This window comes from Hydrogenophaga sp. T2 (genome assembly GCF_049843535.1).
GTDB lineage: Bacteria > Pseudomonadota > Gammaproteobacteria > Burkholderiales > Burkholderiaceae_C > Hydrogenophaga > Hydrogenophaga crocea.
In genome coordinates this window covers 81,934-103,490 of sequence record NZ_JBBHZJ010000006.1, presented here as the reverse complement: position 1 = coordinate 103,490, position 21,557 = coordinate 81,934, and the positions used below count along the sequence as shown (strand labels likewise).

The following is a 21,557-nucleotide window of genomic DNA, read 5'->3' as shown; positions in this document are numbered from 1 at the left end:
GCCCCGGGCCGGGAACCCTCAGCGCGCCGGCGGCTCTTTCCCCGGGCCTTCGGCCGGGGCCTGCTTCTCGCGTTCCACCGCGTCGGGCAGTTCGCCCTTCTTGCGGCCGGAGAACATGGTCCACCACACGATGAACACCAGGAGTACGAGCGCGCCGAGCGCTTCGAGCAAGAGCAATGTCATGGGTAGCGATGCAATGGGCCGCGCGCTGCGGTGGTTCGCGGTCGCGGGCATTGTAGGCAGCCTGTTCGCCTGCGCGAGCCGGCCCCTGCCAGCGCCCCCGCCCGCGCCTCGGGTGAACGAGGGCGTGTCGGCCCCCGCGCCCGGCCCCGCGCCCGCGGTGCAGCAGCGCGCGCGCAGCCGCTGGGTCGCGGTGGACTGGCGCGATCTGCCCGGCTGGGGGCAGGACGCCCTGCACGAAGCCTGGAACGCGCTGCTGCGCGGCTGCGAAAAACCCGCGCCGGGCTTCGAGGCCGTGTGCGCGGAGGCGCGCCCGCTGTCCATCGCGGGCAGCGCCGAGCAGCAGGCGTGGCTGCAGCGCCGGCTGCAGCCCTACCGCGTGACCGAGACCGACGGCCGCGCGCCCGAGGGCCTGCTCACCGGCTACTACGAGCCCATCCTCGACGCCTCGCGTCTGCCCACGGCCACGCAGCGCGTGCCGCTGTACGCGCCGCCCGCGGGCCTGCCCGCCGCCACGAGCGGCCAGCGCTGGTACTCGCGCCAGGAGATCGACACCCTGCCCGAGGCCCAGGCCGCGCTGCGCGGCCGCGCCATCGCCTGGCTGGCCGACCCGATCGATGCGCTGGTGCTGCAGATCCAGGGCTCGGGCCGCGTGAACATCACCGAACCCGACGGCCGCGTGGTGCCCGTGCGCCTGGCCTTCGCGGGCCACAACGGCCACCCCTACCAGAGCGTGGGCCGCTGGCTGCTCGACCAGGGCGCGATCCGCGAAGGCTCGTGGGACGGCATCCGCGCCTGGGCGCGCCAGAACCCGCAGCGCCTCAACGAGATGCTGTGGTCCAACCCGCGCACCGTGTTCTTCCGCGAAGACCCGCTCAACGAATTCGACGCCCGCTTCGGCCCGCGCGGCGCGCAGAACGTGCCGCTCACGCCGGGGCGTTCGATCGCGGTCGACCCGCTGAGCATTCCCTATGGCACGCCGGTGTGGCTGGCCACGCAGGGGCCGGCGCTCACCACCCAGCGCCTGGTGCTCGCGCAGGACACGGGCGGCGCCATCGTGGGCGCGGTGCGCGCCGACCTGTTCACCGGCTGGGGCGGCTGGAACGACGAGACCTACCGCCTCGCGGCCACGCTCAAGCAGCCGCTGCAGCTGTGGGTGCTGTGGCCGCGCTGATCAGAGCAGCGTGAGCTCGGTGCGCAGCGGCCAGGGCCCTGCGGCGGCGGGGTCGAAGCGGTGTTCGAGCCGCCAGGTGTGCACACCCGGGCCGCGGCTGCACAGGCGGTAGCCATCGCCCTGCGGCTCGATGCTCACCGGGTCGCCGCCGACGCTGCGCACGGCCCAGTGCGGCAAGCCATCGGTGCCGGCACGCAATGCCACGCAGGCCCCTGCGCGCACATTGGTCTGGAACACGATGCGCTGCGTCGCCTCGCCGGGCCGATCGCCTTCGCGCAATTGCGTGGGGTGGGTGTTCTCGAGCACGCGCACCACGGGCGCCACCACCACGCGGATGTTCACGTGGGCCGAGGCGCTGGCACCGTGGTGCCCGATCGCGGCATCGGCCAGGCCAAGGCCGGGCAGCAGCAGGACCAGCGCCAGCAGGCCCTGGCAACGGCGGCAAAGGTGGGCGGTGTCCATGCCCAGGTTGTCGGCCCATCGGCCAACGACTTGAGCACGGCCGTCGGATCAGGGCAGCGTGGCCTCGACCTTGAAAGCGCCCTCGTCCCAGTCCAGCGTGCCGGACAGCCGCAGCGGGTACCGGATCGGTCCCTCAGCCTTCTTGCCGCCGTCCAGCGTCAGCCCCAGCGTGCGCGTGTGGCCCGGCAGCACCGGCGCGCTCTCGGCCTGCAGCTCGAACACCTGGCCATCGGCGTCGGTGGCCTTGAGGCTGCCTTCGAGGCGGCCGTGGGCGTCGCCGCTGTTGCGCACCACGAGCACCGGACGGCGCTGGCTCTTCACGCTGTCGGTGGCCACGCGCACCAGCTCCAATTGCGGCCTGGCGCCGGCCACCGCGAGGTAGACCGTGACCGCGATGCGCCCGCTCACCGGCATGTTCAGGCTCGCGCCGCCGCTGTTGATCGCGGCCACCTGCGCCGGGTCCACGCCCTCGATGGCGATCATGAAGCGGCATTCGCCGCGCGGGGCATCGGCGGGCACCGATACCTGGAAGCGGTAGGGTTCGTTGCCCCGCGCGCCGATCTGCCGTGTGCGGCGTTCGAGCGCCACCCAGGGCCGGCAGCTGCCGGGCAGCAGCTCGTCGTGGAACGCGAGCTCGCCGGCCTCGGACAGCGACCAGTCCAGGGTGCGGAAGGCCAGTGTGTTGACCTGCGTGCCCACGTTGTAGATGCGCAGCGACTGGCCCACGCGCTGGCCCGGTTTGGCCTGCAGCTCCAGGCGCGAGGGCGACACGGCCACCTCGAACGGGGCCGGGGCGGTCTGGGCCGGCGCGGCGGCGCCGATCAGTGCGCCCACGAGGCCCAGGGCGAGGGGGCGGCAGGCCAGGAGGCGGCGGTGCGGGTGCATGGCGGGTCCGATCAGGGCGACGAAGCGGTGTAGACGATGAGGCTGCTGTACGTGCCGGCCGCCGGCGGCGTGGCGGGCGGCGTGAACTGCAGGGTCCATTGGGCGGTGCGGTAGGTGAGCAGCGTGCCCGCGGCGCCTGTGCCGCTGCCGCCGGTGGCCACGTTCACCGAGGGGCCGGTGCCCCTGGCCAGGTGTGGTGGCGCGGGCAGGCTGCTGTTGTCGCTGCTCACGGTGAGCTGGTTCAGCGAAATGAAGCCGCCGCCCGGGCTGGTCAGCCCGCCTGCCGTTTGAGCCACCAGGCTCACCTGGCCGGCATTGCTGCGCACCTCGACGGGCACCACCACCGCCGCGCTGGCGACGAAGCCGGGTGCCGCGCCGCCCCAGGTGTTCGTTGGCCCATTGCCACCGGGGTGGTCGGGGAGACCGGCCGGGCTCAGGGTGAAGTTGGCGCTGCTCACGGCCGCGCTGGCCGCCGGCCCGGTGCCCGCAGGCGTGCCCGCGTGCGCGCCCCCGCTGCCGATGCGCAGGTACAGCATGCGCTCGATCCGGAGTTCGAAATCCAGCCGAGCCGTGGTGCTGCGGCTGCCGTTGCCCTGGCTCTGCGTCTGTTCGGCCTGCGCACCCGCGAGCGCCAGCCCCAGCGATCCCACGATGCAGGCGGTGCGCAGCCTCATGGCAGCAGCACCAGTTCGAACCCGGGTTCGACACCGAAGTGGCCGCCGTTCCAGGGCCCCAGGGCGCCGAGGTCGAGCCGCATCTCGAGCTCGATGGCCAGCGGGGTGACCGCCTGGGTGATGACGCCCGTCCACAGGGGCTGGCGCTGGCCCGGTGTCAGCCGGCCGTCTTGCGCGCCGTCGAGGCCGCGCCACTCGAACACCAGGCCCTGGGGCCGCAGCAGGCCGGCAACGGTCGGGGGCAGCACGAGGTCGATGCGCGCGCGCCGCCGCAGGTAGGCGGCCGTGACCACGCGGTACTCCACCCGGCCAAAGCGCGCGCGGGCCTGCTGCGCAAATGGGTTCTGCCCGAACGGTTGGCCGGTTTCGTCGGTGACCTGAAGGGCCGCCACCTGAGGGCGGGCCGAGGCCGCGCTGTCGAGCCGGTGCCAGGCCTGGGCCCGGGCCGGGGCACCGAGGCCGCTGGCGCCCGCCAGGGCGCAGGCGAGCAGAGCGCAGAGAGGGGCGCGCACGTTATTGCAGGGTGGCGGTGAAGGTCACCGTGCCGCGGTAGCGCCCCGCGGGGTAGAGCGTGGCGTTGCTGTAGGTGAACACCAGGGTGTTGGCGATCTCGACCGACCGGTAGCTGCTGCCGAAGGCACTGCCCGGCCCGCAGCAGAGCACGCTGACCAATGTCTGGCTCGCGCTGCCGCTGAAGCTGCCGCTCTGTATGTCGGACGCGGCGTTGCTGTCTTTGTCGTGGGCGATCCAGCCCACGGTGGTGAAGGGAATCATGGTGCTGCCGCAACCGCTGCCCGGCACGCAAGCCAGGCCGGCGGCCGAATTGACGGTCAGCACCAGGTTCTGGTTGCCGCTGCCCCATTGGCCCCGCATGCGCACACGAACCCCGCCTGCGGGAGAGGTGCCCGGGGTCAGGGCGTCGGGCACGCCGGACACGGGCGTGGGTGACGGGCTGATCTGGGCCCCGGTGACGTTGAAGCCCACGGTGTTGACCGTAGCGCCGCTGGCGCCCACCTGCAGCAGGATGGTGCGGGGCACGTCCAGGGGAAAGAAGGTGAACACCGCCTGGGCCGGACCGCAGGCACAGGCGCAGGCGCAGGCGAGCAGCGCGGGGCCGTGGCGCCCGCAGAGCGCGCGCAGGCGATGGCGAACGGGCAGCGGGCTCATGGCGGCATGCCGGCGCGGCGGTGAACGGGCCCGCGCCGGCGGTGCTCGATCAGAGCGCCGAGGCCGTGTAGGTCACGGTTTGCGAGAACGTGCCGGCCGCGGCCGCAGCGGCCGCGGTCGGGTTCAGGCCGAAGGTCCAGGTGCCGCTGTAGGCCACGTTGGGCGCCAGCGCCACGGGCGTGAAGGTGCCGGTGTTGGTGCCGGGGTGCGGCAGCGGGTTGGTGCCGGTGGTGGAGGCCGTGACGTCGATGGCCGACGCCGTCAGGCCGGTGGTGCCGGCGTCGGGCGTGGTCACGGCGCCGTTGAGCGTGGCGCCCGTTACGTTGGTCCAGGCGTAGGCGGCCAGGCCGGGGGCGGTCGATGCCATGAAGGTCGGCGCCGAGCCGTCCCAGCTGAAGGGCAGGGCGTTGCCTTCGGTGCCCACGCCGTTGGGCGTGAGCGTGATCGCGACGGTGTCGACCGCGGTGTTGTCCGACCCCACGCGCAGCATGATCACCTTGGGCACGGTGACGTTGACGGCCACCCGGGCGGTGGCGCTTACGGCGGCGCCGGTGGTGTTGTAGCCGTAGGTGCTTTCGGCGTGGGCGATCGAGGTGCCGAAGACGGCGGCCGCTGCGGCGGCGAGGGCGAGGCGTTGGCGAGAGGCTTTCATGGGTTTCCTTGAGGGTGGTGAAGAAAAGTGCCAGTTGTGCTGGCGGGGATCCGGGTGGGTAACCCGGGGCTGGCAGGGTTCAGGTGAACTTCGGGGTGGGAAGGCCTGTCTCCGTGGGCATTCAGGGACGGGTGCGCACCACCCCCAGCGGGGCGATGGCCGTGCCGCGCAGCGGCACGTCGACCACGGTGCGGCTTTGGGGCCCTTCGCCCCAGGGCAAAGGAATGGATTCGGGCCGCAGGCCCAGGCGCTGCGCGCCGGTGCGCACCTGCGGAAATTCGAAACGCCCGCGGCCGTCGGTGGTCGCCGACTGCCGGCCGTTGAGCTGCACCTCGACGCCGGGCACGCCTTCTTCCTCGGCCTGCTGGATGCCGTCGCGGTTGTCGTCGAAGAACACCACGCCCTGCACGCGCCCCGCGCCGGCCCCCAGGCGGGCGCCGGGTGTGTCGTCGAACGAGCGGCCGCGCTGGCCCTCGTAGCGCAGGTAGACCATGGCCGTGCGCTCGTTGCTGCGGCTGACCGTGACCGCGCCCGGCAGGTTCGCCTGCGGGTCGAGCGTGATGCTGGCCTGGTTGAGCAGCAGCGAGGCGCCGAGCCGCCAGTGCGGGGTGAGTTGTTTCTCGCCCTGCACGGTGCCGGCCAGGCCGCGCGAGGTGCTCAGGTTGCTGCTGCGCGAGGTGTAGCGCAGCAGCACCGACAGGTCCCAGCCGCTGTCGGTGCTGGTGCGCAGGTCGAGACCGGCGGTGGGGTAGGTGTCCGTCTGGCCGGCGCTCTGGTCGCGGGCCCAGCCCAGCGTGGTGCGCACCGTGGTGCTCGCGGACGCGTCGGCCGGCAGCCAGTCTTGCTCCCACTCGAGTTGCTGGCCGGTGGCCGCGGGCGCATTGACCACCAGTTGCTGGTTGCGCTGCAGCGTGGCGCGCAGGCGGCTGTCGCCCCAGGCGAACCAGCGGTTCTGGTAGTGGGCGCTGGCCTGGCTGCTGTTCTGATCGCTCGCGCCAGAGGGGGTGCGCACGCGCAGCATCTGCAGATAGCCGCCCCAGCTGCTGCGGCGGTCGATGCGCTGGTTCCAGTTGGCCGACAGGCCGGCGCTGCGGCGGCCTTGGAGCCCGAAGAGCGCCGCGTCGTCGCTGCGCTCGAGGTCGAGGCCCATGCCCCAGTACAGCCGTGTGCCGTAGGCGTCCATGCGCCAGTAGGCGCCCTGGGCGCCCTGGCTCAGGAGCTGGTCGCCGAAGCGCAGGCCCGGCCGCAGCCGGTACGTGCCGCCTTCGTGGCGGAAGTCGCCCCACTGGGTGGCGCCTTCGAGGTACAGGCCCGACGCGTTGCGCGGCGTGTCGGCCATCTGCGTGCTGCTGGCGACCCAGCTGAGCCGCACGCGGTGCTGCCCTTCGTCGCTCACGAGGTAGCCCTGCCCGATCGCGGCGGCGATGCCCGTGCTGTCCAGGGGCGTGCGAACGCCGGTGCCCGACCAGCCCTGCGCGCCGGCCAGGCGGTTGACCTGCGCGCTGGCGTACCGCTGCCGCTCGAAGCGCTGCGTCAGCCCCAGCCAGGCGAGCTGGCCGGTGGTGGGCTCGAATCCCGCATAGGGACCGCCTTCGAGCTGGCCGCGTTCGCCCCAGCCGGCGCGAAGATCGGTGTGCTCGGTGAACAGGCGCAGGCTGGCGCCGCGCAGCGTGCTGCTGCCCAGGCTCAGGCGCTGGCCGCGGCTCAGGCCGTCGGTCACGTTGCTGCCGATGTCGCCGAGCCCAAAATCGGCGAACGCCTGGGGCGATACAGGGAAGCCCAGCACACGCGCGGTCAGGCGCTCACCGTTCGGTGAGCGGGCGGCGAAGCTGTAGGGGCCATAACCGCTCAGCGCGGCGTCCCCGCTCTGGCGGCGCAGGTCGGCGGACAGGTGCCATTCGCCGTGGTTCAGGGTTTCCTGCTGGTACTGCAGCCGAAGGCCCGTGTCGGTGAGGTGCTGGGGGCTTTGACCCGACAGTTTGCGGGTGGTCCAGTCGGCCCGCGTTTCCACCAGCCAGTAGCGCAGCCCCGGCGGCTCGGCGGCGGGGTTCTGGCCGTCCGCGTTCAGCGCCGGCTCGTCGTCGGACTGCAGGAACTGGTCGTCGTAGGCGGCGGGGCGGTTGCGCATCTGGTCGCGCAGGCGTTCCTGTTCGGCCTGGAAGCGGTCGAGCGACTGGATCTGCGCGACCACGCCACCCGGGGCCGGGGTCGGGGCGGGGGGCGCCTGGCCCCAGGCGCTCAGGCCCATGAGAGCCCCCAGCGTGCCTCCCAGCGCTGAGCGCGTGGCTGAACGGCCGCGCCGGCTGCGGCGGGTGGGCGCATGGGCGAGACCGGGCATGAAGGGGGGCGACTCGAAAAGAACACTTCGGAATTACGGCTTCGGGCCCGTACCAGCGCGGGCCCGCCGAAATGTAAAGAGGTCTCGCTGCCTGGAAAATCCTTCAAAAACATTAGCTTGGGTCGTCCGTTTGGACAGACGGGCGGAATCGTTCGGGGCCTGACGGCGCCGATTCAGTGCCGGGCCGGCTCTGTCGAACGAATGCTTTTTTCCAACATGTGAGGCAGAGGCAAGGCCCCCGCGTCCTTGACCTCGCCCAGCGAAAAACTGGTGTGCAGGTCTTTCACGTTTGGCAGGTTGAGCAGCACCTCGCGCGCGAAGGCGCTGAAGTGGTGCAGGTCGCGGCTGACCACCTGCAGCTCGAACGTGCCCGAACCGCTGATGTAGTGGCAGGACACGACCTCGGGGATGGCGCGAATGGCCTGCTCCATCTGGCGCGTCAATGCGCCGCTGTTGCGGTCGGCGTCGAGGCGCACGAAGGCCAGCACCCCCAGACCGAGCTTGTCGCGGTCGAGCACCGCGCGGTAGCCCTTGATGTAGCCCGCCTCCTCGAGGGCGCGCACGCGGCGCCAGCACGGGGCCGCCGACAGGCCCACGCGCTGGGCGAGTTCGGCGTTCGTGAGGCGGCCATCACTCTGCAGTTCTTGCAGGATCGCCAGGTCGAATTTGTCCAGTGTTTCCATGAATGCCCCGAGGAAGAAAGAAGCTTTCTCGATGATCGGGAAATCGGGCATGAAACGCAAACACCTATCCGATGCTCGGGCATACACTGCGCGGCAGACTGGGGCTGGACCTCTACCCGGCCGGTCCGCCGCGGGCGCCCACCCGGTGCTCAACCCCACAGGAGACACACAAGATGAATGCGCCGCTGCCCGAGCACATCCGCCAGGCCCTCGAAACCGTCACGCTCGACGACAAATACGCCCTGGAACACGGCCGCGCCTTCATGAGCGGTGTACAGGCCCTGGTGAAGCTGCCCATGCTGCAGCGCCAGCGCGATGCCCTGGCGGGCAAGAACACGGCCGGTTTCGTCAGCGGCTACCGCGGCTCGCCGCTGGGCAACTACGACCAGTCGCTGCAGAAGGCGGCGCCGTACCTGCGGCAGCAGAACATCGTTTTCCAGCCCGGCGTGAACGAAGAGCTTGCGGCCACCGCGATCTGGGGCACGCAGCAGCTCGGTTTTGCGCCCGCGGGCAGCAACCGCTTCGACGGTGTGTTCGGCATCTGGTACGGCAAAGGGCCGGGCGTGGACCGCTGCTCCGACGTGTTCAAGCACGCCAACATGGCCGGCACCAGCCCCTGGGGCGGCGTGATCGCGGTGGCCGGTGACGACCACGTGGCCAAGAGCTCCACCGCGGTGCACCAGAGCGACCACATCTTCAAGGCCTGCGGTCTGCCGGTGTTCTTCCCGGCCAGCGTGCAGGAGATCCTCGACCTCGGCCTGCACGCCTTCGCCATGAGCCGTTTCTCGGGCGTGTGGACCGGCATGAAGACGATCCAGGAGATCGTCGAGTCGAGCGCCACCGCGCTGATCGACCCCGAGCGGGTGCAGATCGTGGTGCCCGAATTCGAGATGCCGCCCGGCGGCGTGCACATCCGATGGCCCGATCACGCCCTCGACCAGGAGGCGCGCCTGTTCGACCACAAGTGGTATGCGGCGCTCGCCTATGTGCGCGCGAACAGGCTCAACCACAACGTGATCGAGGGGCCCAACGACCGCTTCGGCGTGATCGCCAGCGGCAAGGCCTACAACGACACCCGCCAGGCCCTGATCGATCTGGGGCTGGACGACGCCACCTGCCGCCGCATCGGCCTGCGCCTGCACAAGGTGTCGGTGGTGTGGCCGCTGGAGGCGCAGACCACGCGCGAATTCGCGACCGGCCTGCGCGAGATCCTCGTGGTGGAGGAAAAGCGCCAGGTCATCGAATACCAGATCAAGGAAGAGCTCTACAACTGGCGGCCCGACGTGCGCCCCAACGTGCTCGGCAAGTTCGAGGAGGACGAAGGCGACTACAGCGGCGGCGAATGGTCGCGTCCCAACCCGAGCGCCAACACCCTGCTGCGCGCCAAGGCCGACCTCAACCCCGCGCTGATCGCGCGCGCGATCGCGCGCCGCCTGAAAAGGCTGGGTCAGATCCCCGAGGACGTGATGGCGCGCATGGACGCGCAGCTCGCCATCCTCGACGCACAGGAGCGTTCCCTGCAGACGCTGATCACGCAGGGCGTGCCCGGCGCCGAGCGCCAGCCCTGGTTCTGCTCGGGCTGTCCGCACAACACCAGCACCAAGGTGCCCGAGGGCTCGCGCGCCATGGCCGGCATCGGCTGCCACTTCATGAGCATCTGGATGGACCGCGCCACCGTGGGCTTCACCCAGATGGGTGGCGAGGGCGTGCCCTGGATGGGCCAGCAGCCCTTCAGCAACGACCGCCACATGTTCGCCAACCTCGGCGACGGCACGTACTTCCACTCCGGCATCCTGGCGATCCGCCAGAGCATCGCCGCGGGCGTGAACATCACCTACAAGATCCTCTACAACGACGCGGTCGCCATGACCGGGGGCCAGCAGGTGGGCGAGCGCCCCGAGGGCCACAGCGTGGTGCAGATTGCGCAGAGCATGCGCGCCGAGGGGGTGAAGAAGATCACCATCGTGACCGACGAGCCCGAGAAGTACCAGGGCGTCACGGGCATCCCCGAGGGCATTGCGATCCAGCACCGCGACACGCTCGACGCGGTGCAGCGCGAATTCCGCGAGATCGAAGGCACGACGGTCATCATCTACGACCAGACCTGCGCCACCGAAAAGCGCCGCCGCCGCAAGCGCGGCACCCTGGCCGAACCCAACCAGCGCGTGGTCATCAACGAGCTGGTGTGCGAAGGCTGCGGCGATTGCGGCGAGCAGTCCAACTGCCTGTCGGTCGAGCCGCTCGAAACCGAGTTCGGCCGCAAGCGCCAGATCAACCAGAGCACCTGCAACAAGGACTTCTCCTGCGTGAAGGGTTTCTGCCCGAGCTTCGTCACCGTCGAGGGCGGCCAGCTGCGCAAGAAGAAGGGCGCGGCCCAGGCCGCGTGGACCGGATCGCCCCTGCCGCCGCCCACGCTGCCGGCGCTGGGCGGCGACGCCTGGGGCATCATCGTCGCGGGCGTGGGCGGCACGGGCGTGATCACCATCGGCCAGTTGCTGGGCGTGGCCGCGCACCTCGAAGGCAAGGGCATCGTCACGCAGGACGCGGCGGGCCTGGCGCAAAAGGGCGGCGCCACCTGGAGCCACGTGCTCATCGGCGCGTCGCAGGAGCACATCCGCACCACGCGCGTGGCCGCCGCCTCGGCCGATCTCGTGATCGGCTGCGACCCGATCGTCGCGGCCCACAAGGAGGTCTGGCAGCGCCTGCGCACGGGCCGCTCGCACGTGGCGCTCAACAGCAACGCCACGCCCACCGCGGCTTTCGTGAAGAACCCCGACTGGCTCAGCCCCGCGCAGGCCTGCGTGGACACGCTGACCAACCACCTGGGCCAAAGCGGCATTGGCGTGATCGACGCCGAGTCCATCGCGACCCGGCTGCTCGGCGACAGCCTGTACACCAACCCGCTGATGCTGGGCTTTGCCTGGCAGAAGGGCTGGATCCCGCTGGGCCATGCGGCGCTGGTCCGCGCGATCGAGCTCAATGCCGTGGCCGTGGAACAGAACAAGGCCGCCTTCGAATGGGGCCGCCGCGCCGCGCACGACCTGCCCGCCGTGCTCGCCGCCTGCGGCCTGGGCCAGCCCGCGGCCCAGGTGATCCAGTTCAAGAAGCGCGAGACGCTGGACGAGATCGTGGCGCGCCGCGCCGACTTCCTCACCGGCTACCAGAACGCGGCCTATGCGCAGCAGTACACCGCCTTCGTGGCCCGCGTGCGCGAGGCCGAGGCCCCGCTGGGCAAGACCGCGCTGGCCGAGGCCGTGGCGCGCAACCTGTTCAAGCTCATGGCCTACAAGGATGAGTACGAGGTGGCGCGCCTGCACACCGATCCGGCCTTCCACGAGCAGATCGCCGCCCGCTTCGAGGGCGACTATTCGCTCAAGGTGCACCTGGCGCCGCCCATGCTCGCCAAGAAGAACGAGCGCGGCGAACTGGTCAAGCGCCCCTACGGTCCGTTCATGTTCACGGCCTTCCGCTGGCTCGCGAAGTTCAAGGGCCTGCGCGGCACCGCGCTCGACCCCTTCGGCCGCACCGAGGAACGCCGCATGGAGCGTGCGCTGATCGCGCAGTACCGCAGCGATGTCGACACCCTGCTGGCCGGGCTCGATGCCGATCGGCACGCGCTGGCGACCGAGATCGCGCGCGTGCCGGAGCTCATCAAAGGCTATGGCCATGTGAAGGAGCGCCACGCCAAGACCGCCGCGGCGCGGCGCGACACCCTCTGGGCGCGCTGGCGCGACGGCGCGACTGCCCCGCAGCGGCAGGCGGCCTGATGCGGTTCTGACACCCTCGCGGCATACAATCCCGGGCTGTTTTTGACTCTGCTGGAGACTGCCCGTGTTGATTTCCCCCGCCTACGCCCAAGCCGCTGCCGGTGGCACCGAGTCCACCCTGCTCGGCCTGCTGCCGCTGGTGCTGATGTTCGTGGTGCTGTACTTCGTGATGATCCGCCCGCAGCTCAAGCGCCAGAAAGAGCACAAGGCCATGGTCGAAGCCCTGGCCAAGGGCGACGAGATCGTCACCGCCGGCGGCCTGCTCGGCAAGGTCGCCAAGATCGGCGACACCTACATCGGCGTGGAACTTGCCAGCGGCGTTGAAGTCCAGATGCAGCGCTCCGCCGTGATCCAGGTGCTGCCCAAGGGCACGGTGAAGTAAGGCACCCCCTGCACGGGCCGGCTCACGCCGGCCCGTTCCCCCATTCAGGGGGCAATGCGGCCGGATCCGCCGCGTTCCCGATCCCAGAAGACCCTCGCGCGCCGAGAAGCCGACATGAACCGATACCCGCTGTGGAAGTACGCGATCATCGTGATCGCCCTGTTGATCGGCGCGATCTACGCGCTGCCCAACCTCTTCGGCGAGGCCCCCGCGGTCCAGGTGTCGGCCGGCAAGGCCACCGTCCGCGTCGATGCATCCACCGTGACGCGTGTGGAGCAGGCGCTCAGCAGCGCTTCCATCAAGCCCAGCGCCCTGACGCTCGAAGGCACCTCGGTGCGGGCCCGCTTCGAAGACACCGACACCCAGCTCAAGGCGCGCGACGCGATCGACCGCGCGCTCAACCCCGACCGCAACGACCCCAGCCACGTGGTGGCGCTGAACCTGGTGCCGCGCACGCCCGCCTGGCTGGCCGCGCTGGGCGCGCGCCCCATGTACCTGGGCCTGGACCTGCGCGGCGGCGTGCACTTCATGCTGCAGGTCGACATGCGCGCCGCGCTCGAGCGCCGCGCCGACGTCTACGCCGGCGACCTGCGCACGGCGCTGCGTGAAAAGAACATCCGCCACGGCGGCGTCGTGCGCAATGGCCAGAGCGTGGAGCTGCGGGTGCGCGACGAGGCCACCCGCAACGCGGTCGTCGATCTGGTGCGCGCCCAGTTCGCCGATCTCGTGCTGGCCGAAGTGCCCGACGGCGGCGACATCCGCATCACCGCCACCCTGCGGCCCGAGGCCGCGCGGGCGGTGCAGGAGCAGGCGCTCAAGCAGAACATCACCACGCTGCACAACCGCATCAACGAACTCGGCGTGGCCGAGCCCGTGATCCAGCAGCAGGGCGCCGACCGCATCGTGGTGCAGCTGCCCGGCGTGCAGGACACCGCCAAGGCCAAGGACATCCTGGGCCGCACGGCCACGCTCGAGGTGCGCCTGGTGGACGAAAGCGCCGACGGCCAGGCGGCCGAGCGTGGCACCGGCCCCGTGCCCTTCGGCTCCGAGCGCTACCTCGAACGCAGCGGCCGCGCCGTGATCGTCAAGCGCGAGGTGCTGCTCACCGGCGAGAACCTCACCGACGCGCAGGCCGGCTTCGACGGCCAGACGCACGAGGCCGCGGTCCACCTCACCCTCGACGGCAAGGGCTCGCGCATCTTCCGCGACGTCACGCGCGAAAACGTGGGCAAGCGCATGGCCATCATCCTGTTCGAGAAGGGCAAGGGCGAGGTCGTGACCGCGCCCGTGATCCGCACCGAGATCGGTGGCGGCCGGGTGCAGATCTCGGGCGCCATGACCACCATGGAGGCCAACGACACCGCGCTGCTGCTGCGCGCCGGCTCGCTCGCCGCGCCCATGGAGATCATCGAAGAACGCACCATCGGCCCCAGCCTGGGCGCCGAGAACATCGCCAAGGGCTTCAACAGCGTGACCTGGGGCTTCGTGGTGGTGGCCGTGTTCATGTGCGTGTACTACATGCTGTTCGGCGTGTTCTCGGCCATCGCGCTGGGCTTCAACGTGCTGATGCTGATCGCGGTGCTGTCCATGCTGCAGGCCACGCTCACGCTGCCCGGCATGGCCGCCATGGCGCTGGCGCTGGGCATGGCCATCGACGCCAACGTGCTGATCAACGAGCGCGTGCGCGAGGAACTGCGGCGCGGCGCCTCGCCGCAGACGGCCATCAACGCGGGCTATGACAGCGCCTGGGCCACCATCCTCGACTCCAACATCACCTCGCTGATCGCGGGCGTGGCGCTGCTGCTGTTCGGCTCGGGCCCGGTGCGCGGCTTCGCCGTGGTGCATTGCCTGGGCATCCTCACCAGCATCTTCTCGGCGGTGTTCTTCTCGCGCGGTCTGGTCAATCTCTGGTACGGCCGCCAGAAGAAGCTCAAGACCCTGTCCATCGGCACCGTGTGGCGGCCCGGCGATGCCGGCGCGCCCGCCAAGGCCGACTGATCCCCCGCCGCACCGGAGCCCACGATGGAGTTCTTCCGCATCCGCCGCGACATCCCGTTCATGAAGCACGCGCTCGTGCTCAACGCGGTGTCCTTCATCACCTTCGCGCTGGCCGTGTTCTTCCTGGTCACGCGCGGCCTGCACCTGTCGGTGGAGTTCACCGGCGGCACGGTCATGGAGGTGGCCTACGAACAGCCGGCCGATCTCGACGCCGTGCGCCGCGTGGTCCAGGACCTGGGCTACATCGACGTGCCGGTGCAGAACTTCGGCAGTTCGCGCGACGTGATGCTGCGCCTGCCGGCGGTGGCCGGCCAGACCTCGGGCCAGCAGGCCGAGGCGCTGTTCGCCGCGCTCAAGGCGCAGAACCCGGCCGTCACCCTCAGCCGCACCGAATTCGTCGGCCCGCAGGTGGGCGAAGAGCTCGTGAACAACGGCCTGATCGCGCTCGGTCTGGTGATCTTCGGGATCATGGTCTACCTGGCGTTCCGCTTCGAGTGGAAGTACGCCGTCTCGGCCATCATCGCCAACCTGCACGACGTGGTCATCATCCTGGGCTTCTTCGCGTTCTTCCAGTGGGAGTTCTCGCTCGCGGTGCTGGCCGCGGTGCTGGCCGTGCTGGGCTACTCGGTCAACGAGTCGGTCATCATCTTCGACCGCATCCGCGAGAGCTTCCGCCGCCAGCGCAAGATGACGCCGCAGCAGGTGATCGACCACGCGATCACCACCACCATCAGCCGCACCATCATCACCCACGGCTCGACCGAAGCCATGGTGCTGGCCATGCTGATCTTCGGCGGTCCCACGCTGCACTACTTTGCGCTGGCGCTGACCATCGGCATCCTGTTCGGCATCTATTCCTCGGTGTTCGTGGCCGCGGCCATCGCCATGTGGCTGGGCATCAAACGCGAAGACCTGATCAAGCCCGCCAAGACCGAAGGCGATCCGGACGACCCGAACGCGGGCGCCGTGGTGTAGTTGCCATACCCGGGCCCTCCACCGTGGGGAAGCCCGGGGCCTTCCGGGCAGAAAAGGGGGGTCTTCGTGTCATACTGCCCGGATGTCGTCCCCCCCTGCAAACGGCTTTGCCCTGGCTCAGCAAGCGCGTGAGCGCTTCGTGCTTCACATCGGGCGAACCCTGCCGGAACTGGCCAAACTTGTCGACCAGCGACTCACCGGCCTGCTCGATCAGGCCGGCACCATGGCCGAGATCCAGCTGCGGCGCGATACCTGGGGCACGTTCAAGAAGCGCCATGCGCTGTGGGTGGAAGACGCCCGCACCGCGCTCAAGAAACACCTGGCCGCGCGCGCCGGCCTGAGCGACGGCGCCAGCACCTCGGGCCAGCTCGAGCTGGTGGCAGAAGGCGCCATCGACGACCAGATCCTCGCCTCGCGCATCGCCATGCGCGTGCTCGACAAGACCTCCTCCGAGCTCAACGAACTGCGCCTGCGCGTGCAGTTCCTCGAGCGCCGCACCGAGATGTCCAAGAGCGACATCCTGCTGCCCGACGTGCTGGCGCGCCTGCTCGTGGACCAGTGGAAGGCCGCCGGCCTCGACCGCGACGGCCTGGCCATGGTGCAGGACGCGATCGCCCCGCTGCTGGGCGCCATGCTGCTCGACGGCTACAAGGCGGCCAACGCGCACCTGGTGGCCCACGGCGTGATGGAGAAGATCGACCTGCAGGCGCTGGTCAAGCGCAACCCCAGCGGCGCCACGGCGCCCGCGCCCATGCCCCAGCGCGCCGACGCCGCGACGCCGCCGGTGCAGGCCCCGTTCCGCCGCGTGCAGGAGCCCGGGCGCGCCGGCCCGGGCGCGCCGGGCGCGCGCAACACCTCCGGCTTCGGCGCCGGCGCCGCCGGCCCGGGCGGCGCTGGCCAGCGCAGCAGTGGCTACGGCAGCAGCCACTACGCGGGCTCGGTCCACAGCGGCCGCGGCGGCCCCGCCTCGGGCAGTGGCGTGCACGAAGAAACGCGCATGCTCACGGGGGCGTCGCCGCTGGCGCGCGCACGCATGCGTGCCCAGGGCGTGGTGGGGCGCTTGCGCCGCCTGCTGATCGACCGCGTGGGCCCCGAGTTCGAGGCCACCGAGGTCATGCCGCCGTCGCCGGCGCTGCAGCAGGCCATGATGCGGCCGGTCGGTTACCCGCCCAGCACGGGCGCTTCGCTGGGCGCGGCCGGGGCCGCCACGGGCGCCGGTGGCGCCTACGCCGATGCCGGCACCGTGGAGCGCACCGCGCGCGCCTTGCGCGAGCGCACCCAGGAGCTCAAGCAGGCCGCTGCCACGCCCACCGAAAAGGCCACCATCGAGGTGGTGGCGCTGATGTTCCAGGCCATCCTGGCCGAAGAGCGCATTCCGCCCAGCATCCGTGTGTGGTTCGCGCGGCTGCAGATCCCGGTGCTGCGCGTGGCGCTGGCCGAGCCCGAATTCTTCAGTGCCCTGCAGCACCCGGCGCGGCGCCTGATCGACCGCATGGGCTCCTGCGTGATGGGTTTCGAATCGAACGTCGGCTCGGCCGCGCTCGAGGCCGAGATCAAGCGCGTGGTGCAGGTGATCGAGCAATACCCCGAGACCGGCCGGCGCGTGTTCCAGCTGGTCTACGACGAATTCCAGAAATTCCTCAACACCTACCTCAGCGAGCAAAGCGGCGCGAGCCGTTTCGTGAGCGTGGCGCAGCAGGTCGAGCAGAAGGAAACGCTGTCGGTGCAGTACACCATCGAGCTGCGCAAGCTGCTCGACGACGTGCCGGTGCGGCCCGAGGTGCGCGAGTTCCTGTTCAAGGTGTGGGTCGACGTGCTGGCCGTGGCCAGCGTCAAGAACGGCATCAAAAGCCCCGAGACGCAGGCGCTCAAGCAGGCGGCGTCCGACCTGCTGTGGGCCGCGAGCGCCAAGCCCAACCGCGACGACCGCGCGCGCGTGATCCAGCAACTGCCCGGCATCCTGCAGCAGCTGCGCAAGGGCATGGGCCTGCTCGGCTTCCCGCAAGCCCTGCAGGACCAGCACATCAAGTCGGTCAGCGACACCCTGGCCGACGCCTTCATGTCGCGCACCGAAGCGATCGAGCAGAGCCAGCTCGACACCCTGGCCAAGCGCCTGGCCAACCTCGAGGACTACCTGCCCGAGGGCGGCGTGGGCGACTTCGATCTCAACGCCGACAGCATCGAGCTGATCACCGGGGTCGACGCGAGCAACATCGAGGTCATCAACCAGGGCGGCAGCCAGCCCAACGAGGCCATGCGCAGCTGGGCTGCCGAGCTGCAGATCGGCGCCTGGTTCGGGCTCGACCACAACGGCAAGCTCGGCAGCGTGCAACTGGCGTGGCGCAGCCAGCACGGCCAGCTCTATCTGTTCGTGAGCAACGCGGGCCGCTGCTTCCTCATGCAGTCGGCGCGCGTGGCCTCTTACCTGCAGGCCGGCCTGCTCGTGCCGAGCGAGGAAGAAGCGCTCACCGTGCGCGCCACGCGCGAGGCGCTCGCCAAGCTCGACGCCAACCCCGACCGCCTGCTGGCCGCCTGATCGGCGCGTGGCGCGGGCTCAGCCCGCCGCCTGCCGCTGCAGCAGGCCGCCCGGCAGGCGCGCCACCCGGCCGTCGAGCTCCAGGTCCAGCAGCCGGGCCTGCAGCCGCGCGGTGTCCAGCCCGGTGCGGGCCTGCAGTTCGTCGAGGCCCAGCGGGTCGTGACCCAGGGCCTGCAGCACGGGATCGTCGTCTTCAGCGGCGGTGGGCGGCCGGGCCGGCTCGGCGCTGCGCGGCCCGTCCAGGCGAAGGTCCTCGAGCACGTCCTGCGCCGACTCGACCAGCTTGGCGCCCTGACGGATCAGCGCATGGCAGCCGCGCGACAGCGGCGAGTGGATGGAGCCGGGAATGGCGAACACCTCGCTGCCCTGTTCGGCCGCGAGCCGGGCCGTGATCAGCGAGCCCGATTGCAGCGCGGCCTCGACCACCAGCGTGCCCAGGCCCAGCCCCGCGATGATTCGGTTGCGCTGCGGAAAGTGGTGGGCCAGCGGCGGCGTGCCCAACGGGTACTCGCTGATGAGCGCACCCTGCTCGGCGATGCGGTGGGCGACCGCGCGGTGGCGGCTGGGGTAGACGCGGTCGAGGCCGGTGCCCACGACGGCGAGCGTGAAGCCGCCGCCGGCCAAGGCCCCTTCGTGCGCAGCGCCATCCACGCCCAGCGCCAGCCCCGACACGATGCACAGCCCGGCCTCGGCCAGCGCCTGTGCGAAAGCGCGCGCGTTCTGCTCGCCCTGGGGCGTGGGGTTGCGGCTGCCCACCACCGCGAGCCGCGCGGCCTGCGCGAGGGCGTCGGAGCGACCTTGCACGAACAGCAGCAGTGGCGGGTCGGCCAGGTCGAGCAGGCGTGCGGGGTACAGGGGATCGCCCAGCGTGAGCACCTGCCGCGAGAGCGCGGCATCGAGCCATTGGGCGTGGGCCTCCACCGTGGCTTCGAAGCCCTCGGGCGGGTGTTCCAGGGCGTCGGCCAGCGGTTGCCCGACGACCGTCTGCCAGTCGGGCGGGCCGTGCTGCCAGATGGCCTCGGGAGGCCCGAAGCGGGCCAGCAACTGCCGGGCGGCGTCGCGGCCCAGGCCGGGCGCCAGGAGCAGCCGCAACCAGGCGGCCAGCTCGTCACGCGGCATGCGCGATGCGGCTCAGGGATTGACGAACAGGTCGCCGACCTTCACGCCTTCGGCGATGTCGAGCACGATGGCGTAGGAGACACGATCGAAGGTGCGGAACACCATCATGAGCCCGTTGCGCTCACCGGGCAGGCGCAGCACGGGGCGTGCGCTGTCGGTGGTGTCGGTGACGGTGTTGCTCTCGCGGAGCACCGCGAGCACGTGGCCCGGCTCAAGGCCGTGGCGCTTGCCGCGGTTGATCGTGACCACGGTGTTCTGGGCCGCGTAGGTGACCGCATTGCCATACACCGACACGACCTGCCCGGACTGGCGGCCCTGCGGCGCGCGCGGCACGTAGTTGCTGAACTCGCGCGCGGGCTCGGGCAGCAGGCGGTCGCCGACGCGGATTTCTTCCTTGGCGGCCGTGATGTCGAGGCTGGCCGGCACGATCTCGCTGATCTTCTCGCCCTTGCCGTTGACGCTGTCGCGGCGCGTTTCGCTGCGCATCACGTTGGCCTTGCCCAGGTATTGCGCCTCGTAGCCCAGGATTTCGTCGGTCGACGGGTCGCGCAGCGGCGTGGCGTTGCGGAACACGCGGTAGGCCGCCGAGCGGCCATCGACCACGGCCAGCGGCGCGGCATTGGGGGCGTCGGCCGAGATCGCACGCGCATAGGCGCGGTCGCCGCGGCTCAGCAGCACACGGCCTTCCTGGGCGGCCACGATGCGCGGCGCGCTCGACAGCGTGTCTTCATCGATGATCAGCGCCTCGTTCAGGAACGACTCGATCGATTGCAGCGAGATCGGCGGGATGGCGGCGTCGGACAGCGATTCGTAGCGCGTGCGCGGCGACACCTTGATGGTGCCCGGCTCACCGCCCGCGCCGCCCGGGCGCGTGCTCAGCATGGCGCGGCCATTGGCCTTCACGAGGTAGAGCACCTGGCCGGGGTAGATGCGGTGCGGGTTCTTGATCTCGTCGAGGTTCATGCCCCACAGCTCGGGCCAGCGCCAGGGGCTGCGCAGGAAGATGCCCGAAATGCCCCAGAGCGTGTCGCCGGCCTTCACCGTGTGTGAGTCGGGGGCGTTGGGTGCGAGCTCGGCAAGCGGCACGCCCGCCTGGGCCACCTGGCCGGCGCGTTCGCGTTGCTCGGGGGTGACAGGGTAACGCTGCTCGGCCGGAACGGGACCCCCCTGGGCCAGCACCGCCTGGGCGGTGCAGAGGCAGGCGACGGCGCTGGCGATGGAGGAGATCAGGCGGGTGGTCGATGGCATGTTCTGGGGCCCCTGGGCGCGGCGTTCCGGCGGCGTCGGGCGGCCTCGCGGTGGCCGCCTTGCACGCAGCCACGCTCACGCGCGTCTTGACAAGTTGCCTTTGATTCTGCGCGCAAGCCATTGACAGCGCAATGTTTATGGGGAGAGGGTTTTTCGCGCCGTCGCAAAAGTGGCGAAAATAGCCACATCACTTTCCGCCTGTCTCCGTGCCACCGCCTGTTGTCGTTTGAGCACGGTCGACGGCCCTGGTCTTCGCTCATGAACCCCGCCGACACCCTGCCCATCCTGCGCTTTCCCGACCCCCGCCTGCACACCGTGGCCAAGCCCGTGGCAGCGGTCGACGAGCGCATCCGTGCGCTGATCCCGCGCATGCTGGCCACCATGTACGAGGCCAACGGCATCGGTCTCGCGGCCACGCAGGTCGACATCCACGAACGCCTCATCGTCATCGACGTGAGCGAGTCGCGCGACCAGCCCATGGTGCTGATCAACCCGGTGATCGAGTGGGCCAGCGACGAGAAGCGCAAGGGCGAGGAGGGCTGCCTGTCGGTGCCCGGCATCTACGACGGTGTGGAGCGCTCGACCGCGGTGCGCGTGCGAGCGCTCGATGGCGAAGGCGTGGAGCGCACGATCGAGGCCGAGGGCCTGCTGGCGGTGTGCATCCAGCACGAGATGGATCACCTGGTCGGCAAGGTGTTTGTCGAATACCTGTCGCCGCTCAAACGCAACCGCATCAAGTCCAAGCTGGTGAAAGCCCAGCGCGAGGCCGAACGCGCATGAACACCCCGACCCGCACCACTCTCCTGGCCGCCGCGCTCGCCGCCGTGCTCACGGTGACGGGTTGTGCGCTGATGCCCGAGCGCCTGGCCGCGGGCACGCCCCGGGCCCAGGTGATCGAACGCCTCGGCCCGCCCACGGCCGAATACGCGCTGCCCGAGGGCACGCGGCTGCAGTACTCGCGCCAGCCCGCGGGCCAGCAGGTCTACAACGTCGACCTCGACGCCCGAGGTGCGGTGCGGCGCGTCGAGCAGGTGCTCGACATCGGCTGGATGCAGCAGAACATCGCGATCGACCGCTGGACGCGCGAGGACGTGCTGCGCCACATGGGCCACCCCGCGCTGGTCGAACAGGTGTGGAGCTTCAAGGGCGACATCTGGACTTACCGCTTCCTCGAATTCAACAACCCGCGCCAGGCGCACGTGCACATCGATCCCCAGGGTGTGGTGCGCAAACTCGTGTTCACCGACGAGCGCCGCAGCAACGACTTCCCCGACCGCTCGTGAGCCCGCCGCGCGTCGAGCGCGGTGCGCGCACCCC

The 21,557-nt window shown here is 70.6% G+C and carries 19 protein-coding genes; 8 read left to right on the top strand and 11 right to left on the bottom strand.

The window, feature by feature from the left end; translation table 11 throughout:
- Nucleotides 1-18: 18 nt before the first annotated feature.
- Entirely contained in the window at nucleotides 19-183 is a 165-nt protein-coding gene (locus tag WDZ95_RS15135; protein WP_166228922.1) for a hypothetical protein, read from the bottom strand.
- Here WDZ95_RS15135 and mltA point away from each other — a divergent pair.
- A complete protein-coding gene (mltA, locus tag WDZ95_RS15130) occupies nucleotides 116-1,354 on the top strand; it encodes a murein transglycosylase A (protein ID WP_425779567.1) in 1,239 nt (412 codons plus the stop codon). The genes WDZ95_RS15135 and mltA overlap by 68 nt on opposite strands.
- Here the strand turns inward: mltA and WDZ95_RS15125 are convergent, their stop codons facing one another.
- The 8 genes from WDZ95_RS15125 to WDZ95_RS15090 form a co-directional block, all read right to left on the bottom strand.
- Nucleotides 1,355-1,816 (bottom strand): hypothetical protein, encoded by a 462-nt coding sequence (locus WDZ95_RS15125; RefSeq protein WP_166228918.1) that lies wholly within the window; start codon nucleotides 1,814-1,816, stop codon nucleotides 1,355-1,357. It lies immediately after the preceding gene.
- 48 nt (nucleotides 1,817-1,864) lie between these two features.
- The gene (locus WDZ95_RS15120; RefSeq protein ID WP_425779565.1) at nucleotides 1,865-2,701 is read right to left on the bottom strand and encodes a hypothetical protein; all 837 of its coding nucleotides are present in this window, start codon (nucleotides 2,699-2,701) and stop codon (nucleotides 1,865-1,867) included.
- Nucleotides 2,702-2,712: 11 nt separating this feature from the next.
- Nucleotides 2,713-3,375, bottom strand: coding sequence for a hypothetical protein (locus WDZ95_RS15115; protein ID WP_425779563.1), 663 nt, complete (start codon nucleotides 3,373-3,375; stop codon nucleotides 2,713-2,715).
- Nucleotides 3,372-3,887 carry a hypothetical protein gene (locus WDZ95_RS15110; protein WP_425779561.1) on the bottom strand — a complete coding sequence of 172 codons (516 nt, stop codon included), beginning with the start codon at nucleotides 3,885-3,887 and terminating at the stop codon, nucleotides 3,372-3,374. The genes WDZ95_RS15115 and WDZ95_RS15110 overlap by 4 nt, the downstream gene beginning before the upstream one ends.
- A gap of 1 nt (nucleotide 3,888) precedes the next feature.
- Nucleotides 3,889-4,542: a hypothetical protein gene (locus WDZ95_RS15105; protein WP_425779559.1), complete on the bottom strand. Its 654-nt coding sequence runs from the start codon at nucleotides 4,540-4,542 to the stop codon at nucleotides 3,889-3,891.
- 49 nt (nucleotides 4,543-4,591) lie between these two features.
- Nucleotides 4,592-5,194 (bottom strand): hypothetical protein, encoded by a 603-nt coding sequence (locus WDZ95_RS15100; RefSeq protein ID WP_425779557.1) that lies wholly within the window; start codon nucleotides 5,192-5,194, stop codon nucleotides 4,592-4,594.
- 121 nt (nucleotides 5,195-5,315) lie between these two features.
- Nucleotides 5,316-7,532 carry an SdrD B-like domain-containing protein gene (locus WDZ95_RS15095; protein WP_425779555.1) on the bottom strand — a complete coding sequence of 739 codons (2,217 nt, stop codon included), beginning with the start codon at nucleotides 7,530-7,532 and terminating at the stop codon, nucleotides 5,316-5,318.
- Nucleotides 7,533-7,705: 173 nt separating this feature from the next.
- Nucleotides 7,706-8,215, bottom strand: a complete 510-nt coding sequence (locus WDZ95_RS15090; RefSeq protein ID WP_287469281.1) for an Lrp/AsnC family transcriptional regulator — start codon at nucleotides 8,213-8,215, stop codon at nucleotides 7,706-7,708.
- Nucleotides 8,216-8,388: 173 nt separating this feature from the next.
- On the opposite strand from WDZ95_RS15090, the gene WDZ95_RS15085 reads away from it, so the two are divergent.
- The 5 genes from WDZ95_RS15085 to WDZ95_RS15065 all read left to right on the top strand — a co-directional run bounded on the left by WDZ95_RS15085 (nucleotide 8,389) and on the right by WDZ95_RS15065 (nucleotide 17,873).
- On the top strand, nucleotides 8,389-11,982 hold the full coding sequence (locus WDZ95_RS15085; RefSeq protein WP_425779553.1) for an indolepyruvate ferredoxin oxidoreductase family protein: 3,594 nt from the start codon (nucleotides 8,389-8,391) through the stop codon (nucleotides 11,980-11,982).
- Between the two features lie 64 nt (nucleotides 11,983-12,046).
- A complete protein-coding gene (gene yajC, locus WDZ95_RS15080; RefSeq protein WP_166228902.1) occupies nucleotides 12,047-12,364 on the top strand; it encodes a preprotein translocase subunit YajC in 318 nt (105 codons plus the stop codon).
- Between the two features lie 114 nt (nucleotides 12,365-12,478).
- Entirely contained in the window at nucleotides 12,479-14,362 is a 1,884-nt protein-coding gene (gene secD, locus WDZ95_RS15075) for a protein translocase subunit SecD (RefSeq protein WP_425779551.1), read from the top strand.
- A 24-nt stretch (nucleotides 14,363-14,386) separates the two neighbouring features.
- Nucleotides 14,387-15,337: a protein translocase subunit SecF gene (secF, locus tag WDZ95_RS15070; protein WP_425779549.1), complete on the top strand. Its 951-nt coding sequence runs from the start codon at nucleotides 14,387-14,389 to the stop codon at nucleotides 15,335-15,337.
- An 82-nt stretch (nucleotides 15,338-15,419) separates the two neighbouring features.
- Complete coding sequence (locus WDZ95_RS15065; RefSeq protein ID WP_425779547.1) at nucleotides 15,420-17,873, top strand: DUF1631 family protein; 2,454 nt, start codon at nucleotides 15,420-15,422, stop codon at nucleotides 17,871-17,873.
- Nucleotides 17,874-17,891: 18 nt separating this feature from the next.
- Here WDZ95_RS15065 and dprA read toward each other — a convergent pair whose 3' ends face one another.
- Together dprA and WDZ95_RS15055 are read right to left on the bottom strand one after the other, a co-directional pair.
- Nucleotides 17,892-18,992, bottom strand: coding sequence for a DNA-processing protein DprA (dprA, locus tag WDZ95_RS15060; protein ID WP_425779545.1), 1,101 nt, complete (start codon nucleotides 18,990-18,992; stop codon nucleotides 17,892-17,894).
- 12 nt (nucleotides 18,993-19,004) lie between these two features.
- Nucleotides 19,005-20,240, bottom strand: a complete 1,236-nt coding sequence (locus WDZ95_RS15055) for a LysM peptidoglycan-binding domain-containing protein (protein ID WP_425779544.1) — start codon at nucleotides 20,238-20,240, stop codon at nucleotides 19,005-19,007.
- A gap of 258 nt (nucleotides 20,241-20,498) precedes the next feature.
- Between WDZ95_RS15055 and def the strand changes: the two genes are divergently transcribed.
- Both def and WDZ95_RS15045 read left to right on the top strand, forming a co-directional pair.
- On the top strand, nucleotides 20,499-21,020 hold the full coding sequence (def, locus tag WDZ95_RS15050) for a peptide deformylase (protein ID WP_425779542.1): 522 nt from the start codon (nucleotides 20,499-20,501) through the stop codon (nucleotides 21,018-21,020).
- On the top strand, nucleotides 21,017-21,523 hold the full coding sequence (locus WDZ95_RS15045) for a hypothetical protein (protein WP_425779540.1): 507 nt from the start codon (nucleotides 21,017-21,019) through the stop codon (nucleotides 21,521-21,523). Before def ends, WDZ95_RS15045 begins: the two co-directional genes overlap by 4 nt.
- Nucleotides 21,524-21,557: the final 34 nt, after the last annotated feature.

Excerpts from the sequence above, each read along its gene's own strand:
- mltA (WP_425779567.1), top strand. The coding sequence starts at position 116 with ATGGTCCACCACACGATGAACACCAGGAGTACGAGCGCGCCGAGCGCT.
- WDZ95_RS15135 (WP_166228922.1), bottom strand. The coding sequence starts at position 183 with ATGACATTGCTCTTGCTCGAAGCGCTCGGCGCGCTCGTACTCCTGGTG.
- WDZ95_RS15125 (WP_166228918.1), bottom strand. The coding sequence starts at position 1,816 with ATGGACACCGCCCACCTTTGCCGCCGTTGCCAGGGCCTGCTGGCGCTG.
- WDZ95_RS15120 (WP_425779565.1), bottom strand. The coding sequence starts at position 2,701 with ATGCACCCGCACCGCCGCCTCCTGGCCTGCCGCCCCCTCGCCCTGGGC.
- WDZ95_RS15115 (WP_425779563.1), bottom strand. The coding sequence starts at position 3,375 with ATGAGGCTGCGCACCGCCTGCATCGTGGGATCGCTGGGGCTGGCGCTC.
- WDZ95_RS15105 (WP_425779559.1), bottom strand. The coding sequence starts at position 4,542 with ATGAGCCCGCTGCCCGTTCGCCATCGCCTGCGCGCGCTCTGCGGGCGC.
- WDZ95_RS15100 (WP_425779557.1), bottom strand. The coding sequence starts at position 5,194 with ATGAAAGCCTCTCGCCAACGCCTCGCCCTCGCCGCCGCAGCGGCCGCC.
- WDZ95_RS15095 (WP_425779555.1), bottom strand. The coding sequence starts at position 7,532 with ATGCCCGGTCTCGCCCATGCGCCCACCCGCCGCAGCCGGCGCGGCCGT.
- WDZ95_RS15090 (WP_287469281.1), bottom strand. The coding sequence starts at position 8,215 with ATGGAAACACTGGACAAATTCGACCTGGCGATCCTGCAAGAACTGCAG.
- WDZ95_RS15085 (WP_425779553.1), top strand. The coding sequence starts at position 8,389 with ATGAATGCGCCGCTGCCCGAGCACATCCGCCAGGCCCTCGAAACCGTC.
- secD (WP_425779551.1), top strand. The coding sequence starts at position 12,479 with ATGAACCGATACCCGCTGTGGAAGTACGCGATCATCGTGATCGCCCTG.
- secF (WP_425779549.1), top strand. The coding sequence starts at position 14,387 with ATGGAGTTCTTCCGCATCCGCCGCGACATCCCGTTCATGAAGCACGCG.
- WDZ95_RS15065 (WP_425779547.1), top strand. The coding sequence starts at position 15,420 with ATGTCGTCCCCCCCTGCAAACGGCTTTGCCCTGGCTCAGCAAGCGCGT.
- dprA (WP_425779545.1), bottom strand. The coding sequence starts at position 18,992 with ATGCCGCGTGACGAGCTGGCCGCCTGGTTGCGGCTGCTCCTGGCGCCC.
- WDZ95_RS15055 (WP_425779544.1), bottom strand. The coding sequence starts at position 20,240 with ATGCCATCGACCACCCGCCTGATCTCCTCCATCGCCAGCGCCGTCGCC.
- def (WP_425779542.1), top strand. The coding sequence starts at position 20,499 with ATGAACCCCGCCGACACCCTGCCCATCCTGCGCTTTCCCGACCCCCGC.
- WDZ95_RS15045 (WP_425779540.1), top strand. The coding sequence starts at position 21,017 with ATGAACACCCCGACCCGCACCACTCTCCTGGCCGCCGCGCTCGCCGCC.